General features: G+C 41.5%; 9 protein-coding genes. 2 read left to right on the top strand and 7 right to left on the bottom strand.

The annotated features are described in order from the left end of the window. Nucleotides 1-49: 49 nt before the first annotated feature. The 5 genes from I8748_RS30070 to I8748_RS30090 form a co-directional block, all read right to left on the bottom strand. Nucleotides 50-1,027 (bottom strand): ribonuclease T2 family protein, encoded by a 978-nt coding sequence (locus I8748_RS30070; protein ID WP_198128147.1) that lies wholly within the window; start codon nt 1,025-1,027, stop codon nt 50-52. A gap of 563 nt (nt 1,028-1,590) precedes the next feature. Next, nucleotides 1,591-2,103, bottom strand: a complete 513-nt coding sequence (locus tag I8748_RS30075; protein ID WP_198128148.1) for a PEP-CTERM sorting domain-containing protein — start codon at nt 2,101-2,103, stop codon at nt 1,591-1,593. A 149-nt stretch (nt 2,104-2,252) separates the two neighbouring features. Further along, on the bottom strand, nt 2,253-2,711 hold the full coding sequence (locus tag I8748_RS30080) for a hypothetical protein (protein ID WP_198128149.1): 459 nt from the start codon (nt 2,709-2,711) through the stop codon (nt 2,253-2,255). Between the two features lie 49 nt (nt 2,712-2,760). Further along, entirely contained in the window at nt 2,761-4,443 is a 1,683-nt protein-coding gene (locus tag I8748_RS30085; RefSeq protein WP_198128150.1) for an iron uptake porin, read from the bottom strand. A 78-nt stretch (nt 4,444-4,521) separates the two neighbouring features. Beyond that, nucleotides 4,522-7,545, bottom strand: coding sequence for a bifunctional YncE family protein/alkaline phosphatase family protein (locus I8748_RS30090; RefSeq protein ID WP_198128151.1), 3,024 nt, complete (start codon nt 7,543-7,545; stop codon nt 4,522-4,524). Between the two features lie 398 nt (nt 7,546-7,943). Here I8748_RS30090 and I8748_RS30095 point away from each other — a divergent pair, with 398 nt between their 5' ends. Beyond that, on the top strand, nt 7,944-8,621 hold the full coding sequence (locus I8748_RS30095) for a response regulator transcription factor (RefSeq protein WP_198128152.1): 678 nt from the start codon (nt 7,944-7,946) through the stop codon (nt 8,619-8,621). A 4-nt stretch (nt 8,622-8,625) separates the two neighbouring features. Further along, the gene (locus I8748_RS30100) at nt 8,626-9,918 is read left to right on the top strand and encodes a sensor histidine kinase (RefSeq protein ID WP_214662815.1); all 1,293 of its coding nucleotides are present in this window, start codon (nt 8,626-8,628) and stop codon (nt 9,916-9,918) included. A gap of 1 nt (nt 9,919) precedes the next feature. Here I8748_RS30100 and I8748_RS30105 read toward each other — a convergent pair whose 3' ends face one another. After that, nucleotides 9,920-10,204 (bottom strand): peptidase, encoded by a 285-nt coding sequence (locus tag I8748_RS30105; RefSeq protein WP_198128154.1) that lies wholly within the window; start codon nt 10,202-10,204, stop codon nt 9,920-9,922. A 316-nt stretch (nt 10,205-10,520) separates the two neighbouring features. Beyond that, on the bottom strand, nt 10,521-10,982 hold a 462-nt coding region (locus I8748_RS30110), incomplete at its 5' end, for an IS630 family transposase (RefSeq protein ID WP_198128155.1).

A 10,982-nucleotide genomic window follows, 5' to 3' on the forward strand; every position in this document is an offset into this window, starting at 1 on the left:
CTAAGACCGCGAACGACGAACGCAGAAGTTTTCGGTCTACTGCACGTGATTAATTGAAACCAGCAGGATCGATTTCTCCACGAGTACAACCTGCTGGAACCGTTTGACCAGCTTGCAAGAGAGTTTCAATGGGAGTGTCAGGCTGAATGTTACCTCTCAAATTAATCTGTAGCTCTACTACCATATTGTTTTTATCTTCATCAATATCTCTTTCACATTGAACTTGAACCTTGCTTCCCGCTCCATCATGGAACGCTTCATCAAACTGATTTCGAATCTCGTTAGCAGATAGGAAGTTACCAATATTTCTCACAAATAGATCACCGACTGAAGAATTGTTCACTTGATCTAATAAAGCGATCGCTTCTTGAAAATATTCTTCTGGTGATTCGCTGTAGCAAGTTCCATGTTTGTACCATTCATGTAGATGCAGATTAGAAGCAAATCCTGGCATTTTCACAGCTAGTGCATTGCGTGTTTCCTGAGATAAATTGATTGGTGGCAACTGTGACCATTGATTATTTTTGTCAAGACGTTCGATATCGTTACTAACATTGCAATAGATATTGGTGCGCGGTTGGGGCCATAAACCGTGTAGAACTAAGTTTGTGGCATCAAACCGTTGTGCCGTTTGACTCTGGCATTCAGGCTTAGTTGGCTTTGTTTCACAAAAGGATGGTTGCCAGCTGAGGGCTAGTAAATAAGCCTGATCGACTGGAGCAGAAGAACCTAAAAGTTGTCCGCATTGTACGGATACCCAGCGAGTCAACGGTTGAGCGCCCTCAACCTTAAGCAAGTAATAGGATGCGTTATCTCTGTTTTTACCAACGACTGGATAGGTTTTTTGAGGAGTTAGTCGGATATTTCCTGGGTTGGTTTTGCTTCTAATTGACTCTAGAGCCTCGCAAGCTTGCCCAGCAACAAATTGATCGTTGAGAGTGATGAATGCGTATGCTGGTCTATACCACAGGGTTAAACAGAAACATAAAGAAATTGCAAGCAACAAACATTTTTTCAGCTTTTGCATCAATAATTTCCTTTCGATTTTACAAGTGTAGTTCTCTGTAGGTATTCTGCTTAAAGATAACTGTCTACACAATGCAGTATCTCTGGTATACGCAGCTTACCAGACTTACCGCAAAATCAAGCTTACAGCCTATTGCAGGTTTATGAAGTACAGTAACAACAGTTTGTAAACCAGTTTTTTAAATGTTTGGCATTAATTTGTAACTGAGTATGACTTTGGGTATGGGGTGTCGGGTAACGTTCTAACGCACCCCAAATCTCAGGTGGTGAGTTACGCTGATACAATGGTATTCTTTCCAATGCCCTATACGCGATTCCTTATACTTGCGAAATCCCACCCCTAAAAGGACGTGAGTTCGACAGGTGCTGTTTTAACCTCTCCCCCGGCCCCTCTCCTACAAGGAGAGGGGAGTAAAACCCTTATTTTTTCGTTTCTCCTCCCTCGCCTCTTAGGAGAGGGAGGTCGGGAGGGAGAGGTCATCGAACTCACGTTAAAAGGAGTGGGATGAGTTTAAATATTTACATCTACTGAATGGGCTATTTACCTGAAAATAGCTAAACTTTTTAACTAGATTTGGTCTTTCTGTTCATCAACAAGCTAATACCACAAACAATGAAACAACCACCTATAGTTGCAGGTTCAGGAACTGGAGTATATGTAATAGCATTGCTGAATTCTTGATCACCTACCCTAAAACTATAGCCATCAACTGCGTAATTTGTTAAAGAGTTAGACTTTTCTGTGAACAGATATGACAATCCAAAAGATGACTGTCCTGCTACGTTTTGATAGATAACTGGCCCTAGTGTTGGGTAATCAATATCATCTTTTTCGGTGTAAACAGTCTGAGGGTCATTATCAAATGTGAAATTTAACGAATTAACTGGTGCTACTGGAAAATTATCATTATTGAAAGTTGCATCATCAAAGCTAAAAAAGCCACTGCCTTGAGTTAAGGGAGTATTAACTTTAAAAGCATAATTGATAATAGCCGCGGATGCAGATTTAACACTAACTGTAGTCAAGGTGATTGCTAAACTAGCAGTAGTTAGAGCTATTTTTTTTAGCAACTTCATTGCGGTTTTCCTCAAAGAAATTTTTGTGACAAATAGGGGCTATTTAATGTGGAAATGGGCTAAAAATATGCTCTGTTTCTATGTAAGCTCTGTTGAGGTTAGTCGGCTAATTTGTAGTACATGAAAATTCATGCAATACATTCAGCAAATTACCAATCAGGTGTGGTGACAGCTAATTCCTGCCAGGCAGTACAATCTGGTTGTTGGGTAGAATCTTGAGTCGAAAGATGATTACATCCACGAACTTTGAAGGTGTATTTTACAGAGTCTCTCGCGCCTGTATAAATCCAACTTCTGGCTGTGGGGTCATCGATTTGTGCCACATCATCTTTACTATCGCCCCAACTGACTTGATAGAAATCATTTTTTTGGCACACATTCCAAGAGATGCGAATTCTTTTGATTCTAGAGGTGTCGGCAGCTAAGTTGTATGGATTTCTGGAATCACAAGGGAGAATTTCAGCTTGACGATCGCAACTAGCAGCACCAGAGGTACATTCAGCAAGGGTTTTTGCTGGACTAATCAACCCCCCAGACATGGTTGCAAATAAAAAAGCAGTTATGAGACCATATCTGAAAAAATGAGAACTAAATTGTTGCTTATTCATCAGAAATCCTTTCAGTAGACATGTTTTCTTGACTTGAAGACAACAGCATTTAGAAGGTAAAGGTACTTCTAATTACTCCCAGTACAGCATCAGTGTTACGCTCATCATGGTTAGGTGCAGTCAGCCAAATCAAACCAGGCGTAATCGTAATGTTGTCGGAAATGGCGTAGCTGTAAAAAGCTTCAATGTGCAAAGATGTATCTCGATCTGCGGCTGAATTACGGTTTTGGGCTTCTACTCTCCTGGGAGAAAGCACATTAGCGATCGCCACATCAGCACTAGTCACTTTCGGTTCCATACCGACGATGATGCCTGCGAGATTGCCGCGTTTACCCAAGTCAGGAAAGGCTAAACCAAGGGCATAGTTCCAAATATCTGCATCTCCCACGCCTAAAACACGGGTTGTGGCATAGCCAGCCCAAGCATTCACATAAAAGCGGGAATTGACTTGGAAAGATGCCTCTAAGCCATAGGCATTGGTAGAAACAGGACTATCAGTCACTAAACCCAAGTTGGCTTTTTTACTACCTGTACCTGGAATGGCTAAATCATCGTTGAGGTTATCGTAGGCATTGACATAGGTGAAACCAATGTTGAGGCGATCGCTAGGTTTGAAAGTTAATTGAGCGATCGCACCATAGGAACCGTTAAAAATCCCGTTTTTACTACTAGGATCGGCTGGTGTATTTGATAAATACCCTAAACTCAATTCCAATTTGTCAGAGAATTGATGTTTTACCCCAATCCCTGCACCTTGAGGGACAAAGTAGTAAACCGAGTTACGGCTACCAAACCTGGATAAAGCACCACTTGCACCATCATCTCCATCTAAAAAGGGGTTGACAGTATCGACAAAATCATCTACTTCCCCTTCATTAGCAAATAAGGTGACAGCGGTTTTCTGATCCAGTGGAAATCTGTAAAACAGTGTATCAATGCCAACTTCATTATTTTCTGCTGGATCATCACCAATTTCGCCATTGAAAGCGAGAGTGCCTTCCGGCAATCTACTTCTAGTACCTGCCCGACTGGAAAAGTAATTGAGATTGAGGGCTTGTAGCCGAGTTCTCAACAAATCTTTACCAGTAAAACTAGTATCCAAATTGAGTCGGACGCGATCGCCAAAGGTAGTAACATTGGGAATATCACTACCAGTGGAATCTTGTCCTGTGGCAAAACCAGAAACAGCAAAGATGGCTTCCCCATTCAGTTTAGTTGTGGTGGAAAACTGCTGTTTTTGGACAGTATCTACACGAGGTTCTAAGGCATCCAACCGGCCACGCAAGGTAGCCAATTCTGCCGCAAAATTTTCTTGTAACTTTTGCAGAGTTGCCAAATCCTCTTTTTTCACTAAGTCAGTTGTGGTTGTCGTCAGCAGTTGATTGATTTTTTCCCAGCAAGTATTGACACCGGCTGCAAATTCGTAACGCGTCAAAGTACGATTACCCCCATAGGTGGCATTAGGATAACCAGCAATACAACCGTAACGCTCAACCAGAGATTGCAAAGCTTGGAATGCCCAATCTGTCGGCTGTACATCAGACAGTTGAGAAACCGATATCACCTGTTCTGCTACATCATCCTGTGTTGATGTATGAGAGTTGATCAATTGAGTTTCACTATCTTCAGCTAAGACTGGCACTGTAATTGTCTGACTAATGGCAGTGAATACCAAAAATAACCCCCAAATTCTTGGAGAAATTGGTAAGCACTGGCATAAAATTTCCCACATCTCCTCTTTGCCTCACACCATTTCGATATCAATCAAAACCAACAGAAATTACAGACAATTCAGTACTCATTTATCTGCTTACTTTTGGGCTTGCGTCGGACGCAGGTTTTCGCTTAATTGCCAGCGTTTGAGAAGTTGGGCGCGGTTTTGGCGCAAATTTGCACGGCTACGATTTTCAGGGTAGGGAATCTCATCACCTTTAATCCCCGCCCAGAGAATTTCGTTAAACTCTTCTGGATCGAGCTTATCTTCACCTATAAAGTCAAAGTCCTTGGTCATATCAGCCCACCAATTCTTAGCATGAAGAATTGGTACAACTGCCGTCTTCTTCACATTCTGGTCTTGGCAAGCTGGTACTAGTTTTGCATCTACGGTGTTTCCACACAAGTTACCAGGGACAATAGCTGTATAAGGAGTAAAGTCTGGTGTTCTGGTAAAGGCATCTGACATTGGTTCAGCATTAGCATCTGTAATTGCCAAGTAACCAATGTTCAGTAAGTCTTCCATCGTCCGCAGAATGCTGATGGTGTTGTAGTTAGTGCTAACAACGGTATTGCGTTTGATATATGGCGAGATTACGTAAGCCAAAGAACGGTGAGAATCAACGTGATCAGGGCCATTTTGGGAATCATCTTCAATGATGAAAATAGCCGTTTCTTTCCACTCCGGCATGTGGGAAATTTTTTCTACCAACCTGCCTACTGCATAATCATTATCCGCCATTTGCAGTTCCGGAGTATTAAGTCCAAACAAAGCTGTGCCAAAAGAACCAAAGTGATCGTGAGACAAACGCACAAGCATTAAATTTGGCATTCCATTCTGAGCTAGATCCCTTTCCCATTCGTTGATCAGATAAACATCTGAATTATTTTGGTCGAATGACCGGAAGTAAAGATCGGTCTTATCCAACAATGCAGTTTTGGTAATCGGGGCTTGAGGAATTTTGTCAGCGTAAGGAGTTGCAGAAACAGGGATGTAAGCTGGGTTTTTAGGATCTGGTTTGGTGGGATCAGATTGGCTACTTGTATAAGGAATTCCGTTATCTACGAAGAAACCATAATTGCGTACCGTCTTCCCAGCACGCAAAGCTGCGTCCCACAAATAACCACCAATAGCATTTGGCTCTAACTCCCCATCACCTTCGGGAGCATCAACATCCCTATCGCCAGGTAATATAGAAGACTGACCAGAAGGATCTAAAATTCCCGTGAGGCGTGTATTAACGGGAGAGGTATTAGCAGAAGTTTGCGGCAATGCTAAACTGATGTTGCGATTAGTACCTTCGTAGTCGTAGGTTAAACCGTTAAACCCAGCATTACCGTAAAGAACTGATTGACTTTTTTCGGTATAATCTGTAGTCCGGGCGTAGGTAGACCAGTTCCAACCCACGCCACTAGATTCGCCACTGTCGTAGAAGTTATCAAAGGTGGCAAAATCCAGGGCTAATTGGTGATGGTTGGGTGAGATGTTTTGTGGAAATAAAGTCAGGGCTGGATCACCATTACCTACAGGTAAATCACCCAACACTTGGTCATAGGTGCGGTTTTCTTTAATGATGTAGATAACATGCTTGATTTTGCCCTGCAAATACTGCATTGTGCGGTCAGGGCGACGGTTAGAAAAACCGTTGTTTTTGTCTACTTGCGTTGACAGTGTAGCTAAAGTTCCGCCATTGGGAACTGGAATAGCTGCAATACCTGCTTTTTCCAAAGCCCAGTTGTACTCATTTCTAAAATTGGTGTTACGTGCTGTTCCGGCTGCTGTTGTCCGACTATTAGAGGGGTTGGGGCCGGAAGTGCTTTTGGCATTGACCACATATAATTTTTTACCGTCTGCACTCACACTTACAGAATTCGGATACCAACCTGTGGGGATGCGTCCAGCTACTTTTTTGGATTTTAAATCTACCACAGCAACCGCATTCTCACCGCCCAGAGTCACGTAGAGTTGGCTATTATTAGAATTTAGTGCCAATGAGTTGGGATTTGCACCTTTATACTTATCTCCAGGTCGAGATAGAGATATAGTCTGAACAACTTTATTAGCATTAGTGTCAATGACTGAAATCGAGTCACTGTTACCGTTAGCTACATACAGTTGATTTTGATCAGTTGATAGCAGCATTTTGTTTGGCTGGCTACCTACAGGAATTCTGGTAATTTTTCCAGAATTAACATCCACAGCCAAGACCTCATTATCTCGTTGGCTGCTGATATAAGCTGTGTCAGCCAAACCATAGTTTGTACTCTTGAGGGCTACATCAAAAGGAAATTCCCCTGTGGCAATTTTATCGCCTGGTTCAAAGAACTTAATTTCTTTAATTACCTGACGAGTAGTAGTATCGACAATTGAGATGGAATCATTTTCAAAATTGGCAGCTACCAAAGTTTTACCATCTTTGCTGACTGCCAAACCTGCCACCACTGCACCTGTAGCTACTGCTTTAGCGGGTGTATCTTTTAACAAACCCCCATCATAATTAGGGAAGGGTGAAGTTTGGTTAGAATTGTGCCCTAGCAGGATAAATGGGGCATCTGGTACGTACTGATTACCACTTAAACTGTAAACATATATGCGGTCATCAATGCCACCAGATACATAAAAACGTTGACCATCTTGTGACCAAGTTAAACCGTTGTATGTATTGGGAATGTTGATTTGCTGCCGTTTAACTAGCTTGCCATTGCTAACATCGTAGACAAATACCCACTCTGCTTTTGCGGTTTTAACACTACTTGCTTTACCAGTAGTTGGATCTAAAACAGCATAAGTGAAAGTATTACCTGTATTTTCATCTTTGAAGTTTTGGTTGTAACCACTAGTCAGTACTAGTAAAGTTTTGCCATCGGGACTGAGGGCTGTGGTTACAGCTTCAGCTGCATCAGCATTGCCATCTTTGCGTAAATCAGTCTTGAGGGGTGCAAAAGTAGAACCTGGTGTTGCCGAGGGTGTGATTACCTGACCAGTCGGTAATAAAGCTGCATCACCATCTAAGTTACCAACGGGGCTAGTTGTACGAGCAAAGACTGCTTGTGTGTTTACGCCTAGAGTTCCCGCAAGTAAAATGCTTAGTAGAGAACCTAAATTTTTCTTAGTAGTCATTTGATCTATTGAGCCTATAGAGGAACTACCATTACAGAGAAACTACCATTACAAAATGATTAAGGTAGATGGTTATCTAATAACTAAGTAATGTTTAAGGCTAATAAATCCTTAGCGCAAGCGTTGCGCGACGTTAGCTTAGCGTCTCCGTCCTAATAGGACGACTGCATTGGTCGAGGCTTGAAACCCCGAACAATGCCTTCCCCAGATCCCACACCCTAGTCATCTTCGCAGACTCGCTAAAGCTGCGCTAACGACGGGAACCGCCAAGACGGGGGCTATCTCACGTACTGCCTCAGCGCGCTGCCTCACTGTATTGCAGAATGCGTCACTTCGTTTACTGTTGGATATATGGGCATTATTTGAGAAAATGTTTATGCTAACAGGAAAAAACTGTTATGAGAATTCTTTTAGTTGAAGATGAATATCGTATTGCAAAAGCACTTGCAGAAGTATTAATTGACCAAAATTATGTTGTTGATATTGCTAGTGATGGTCAAGTAGGATGGGAGTTTGCTAAAGCCTTTCCTTATAATTTAATAGTATTAGATTTGATGCTACCAAAGTTGGATGGCATAACTTTGTGTCGGCAACTCCGGCAAGAGGGCTACTCTATACCTATTCTATTGCTAACAGCAAAAGATACTAGCACAGACAAAGTAATTGGTTTAGATGCAGGAGCAGACGATTATGTCGTTAAACCCTTTGACTTACAAGAACTAATGGCTCGGATTCGGGCTTTACTAAGGCGAGGTATTAATATTTTACCTTCTGTATTTGAGTGGGGAAAATTACGTCTAGATCCAAGTAGTTGTGAGGTGACATATAATGGACAAGCAGTTCCTTTGACTCCCAAAGAATATAAAATTTTAGAATTGTTTTTACGTCACAGTCATCAAGTGTTGAATCGCAATGAGATTTTGAAACATATTTGGTCTTTTGAAGATCCACCAGGGGAAGAAACAATAAAAGTTCACATTCGTAGTTTACGACAAAAACTGAAATATGCTGGAGCTAATAGTGATTTTATTGAGACAGTATACGGTTTAGGTTATCGACTAAAACAAACTTTTTAAACTGATGCTTCAGACTTTAGGTAGGCGGCTTTTATTTTCATATTTAGGCGTAATGGTAACCATATGGGTAACTGCTACTACAGTTGTCTACCATTTTTTATCCTACAATCTCTATCAAAAACTAGATGGTGAAATCGTAAATTTAGCAAATGCTGCTGCTCACAACTTAATAGCAACAACAGTTGGTCAAAAAGTCATTCATACTAAAGTTCCTCAAATTCTAGATAATGATGATGATGGAGATTTAGATATTCCTTGGCAAGATTTACGTACAAGTAATCAAGGGATAGAATGGTTTGATGTTAATGGTCGCCTATTGGCTAAAGCAGGAAAGACTATTTATCGGATGTCATTTACTGCTGATTTTAACGTTATCCAATACCAAAAAATTCGCAGCATTACTATTCCTGTTTATCTGCATGGTTTGCATGGAGGAGGAAAAAAGCTGCAAGGTTATGTGCGGGTGAATGAATCTACAAAAGAATTAGAAGAAGAACTTGACAGACTTTTATGGGGATTTGAGTTAGGAGGACTGATTGTAATAGTTCTTAGTGGTTTAGGTGGATGGTGGCTAACAAGACAATCTTTACAGCCAATTGAGCAAAATTTTCAGCAGTTCAAACAGTTTACTGCCGATGCTTCCCACGAGTTACGAAGTCCTCTAACAGTAGTTAAAACCTCAGTGGAAGTGATTATGAATTATCCAGATATAATTCATCCAGCTAATGTGGATAAATTGGCAGCAATATCATCTGCAACTAATCAAATGACTCAATTAGTAGAAGACTTACTTTTATTAGCTCGAACTGATACAATCACTAGTATTCAAATAATTGATTGGATAACTATTCCCCTAGATGAACTATTAGAGGATTTGGTGGAGTTTTTGGAACCCCAAGCAGTATCTAAGGAAATTACCCTGAAGTTAGAAATATCAATCGAAGTTTTCGTTAAAGGTGAAGCTATTCAACTCAAGCGCTTATTTTCTAATCTGTTACAAAATGCTTTGCATTATACACCAAGAGGAGGAACGGTCATAGTTTCTCTGATGAAACTTGAGCGGCTGGTAGCAATAAATGTTCAGGATACTGGTATTGGTATTGCTTCAGAACACATTCCGCTAATTTTTAATCGCTTTTGGCGGGCAGATCAGGCTAGAAGCCAGCGAGAGGGGGGTACAGGTTTGGGATTAGCTATTGCCGATGCGATCGCTAGAACTCATGGAGGAGATATTACCGTCACCAGTGAAGTCGGTGTTGGTAGCTGCTTTCAGGTACGTTTGCCATTAGCTTCTTAGTTTAATTCTTGGGGTTTGGCCGAGTTCTTTTACCGAACAAACCAGACATACTTAATCCTGTCACCAATAATCCCAGCAATCCTAATCCGTTCAAAATTGGATAGATGCCCTCAAGATGGAAAATTTCCCCTGTATGAATACTTAACAGCAAGCTAGCAGGGACTCCTATACTAATAGACCACTCACGGACAAATGTTGTTAACATCCCGGTCAGCACGGTTACAATAAGTGGCAGAGATAGGATGATGCCAAGGATACGATGATACTTACGAAATGAACGTTTCATAGTAATTGTGTTATTAGTACAAACCGACGTTGCCAATCACTGGAAATGCAAATGAGATGAAAAAAATCGAGTTTTAGCAGATAAGACTCGAAGTCAGTATAACAAAGTGCTGAGAAGCTAGTGCGCGATCGCGCTTCGCCGACAGCCAAAGCACCTGACGTTGCTGATTGCTCAAAACCTTAAAATAACTTACTTTCTAACGCCAGGTGCTACCCTGCGGGTTCCGCTTTAGCGGTACAAGTCGGGAAACCGCAAGGGCGCACTGGCTCCTCAGCACGAGCGCACTTTGCCATAACCTCTGTGTTTACAGCAGTTTTCAGATGAATAGACCACAGTGAGCAAACCAACCCCAAGCATCATCAGAGGAGATGTGTTCATTCACAATCTGAGTTAAAACGTGATTTAGTGCCTCATGGGTTGTAACTTTTGCTGCTCGTAAACACTGCTTCAGTTTTGACCAGCATAATTCAATTGGAGATAAATCAGGTGAGTAAGGAGGCAAAAAGACAAGACGTGCACCAACTGCTTCAATTGAGTCTCGAATCACCGCAGCAGTATGTACTGATAAATTATCCATGACAACAATTGCTCCAGCCCATAACTGTGGTGCTAGAATCTGTTGCACATAAGTTACAAACACATCGGTATTGACACTACCTGAAATACTCATAGTGGCAATCAGCCCATCCAAACTTAAAGCTCCGATGAAAGATATATTTTGTCCTCGATTGCGAGGACATGAATCATGCAATCGCTCACCAATTTTTGCACGACCGTA

Source organism: Amazonocrinis nigriterrae CENA67 (assembly GCF_016056305.1).
GTDB classification, from domain to species: Bacteria; Cyanobacteriota; Cyanobacteriia; order Cyanobacteriales; family Nostocaceae; genus Amazonocrinis; species Amazonocrinis nigriterrae.

Coding starts and splice junctions, on each gene's coding strand:
- I8748_RS30100 (WP_214662815.1), top strand. CDS start 8,626: ATGCTTCAGACTTTAGGTAGGCGGCTTTTATTTTCATATTTAGGCGTA.
- I8748_RS30095 (WP_198128152.1), top strand. CDS start 7,944: ATGAGAATTCTTTTAGTTGAAGATGAATATCGTATTGCAAAAGCACTT.
- I8748_RS30080 (WP_198128149.1), bottom strand. CDS start 2,711: ATGAATAAGCAACAATTTAGTTCTCATTTTTTCAGATATGGTCTCATA.
- I8748_RS30070 (WP_198128147.1), bottom strand. CDS start 1,027: ATGCAAAAGCTGAAAAAATGTTTGTTGCTTGCAATTTCTTTATGTTTC.
- I8748_RS30105 (WP_198128154.1), bottom strand. CDS start 10,204: ATGAAACGTTCATTTCGTAAGTATCATCGTATCCTTGGCATCATCCTA.
- I8748_RS30075 (WP_198128148.1), bottom strand. CDS start 2,103: ATGAAGTTGCTAAAAAAAATAGCTCTAACTACTGCTAGTTTAGCAATC.
- I8748_RS30085 (WP_198128150.1), bottom strand. CDS start 4,443: ATGTGGGAAATTTTATGCCAGTGCTTACCAATTTCTCCAAGAATTTGG.
- I8748_RS30090 (WP_198128151.1), bottom strand. CDS start 7,545: ATGACTACTAAGAAAAATTTAGGTTCTCTACTAAGCATTTTACTTGCG.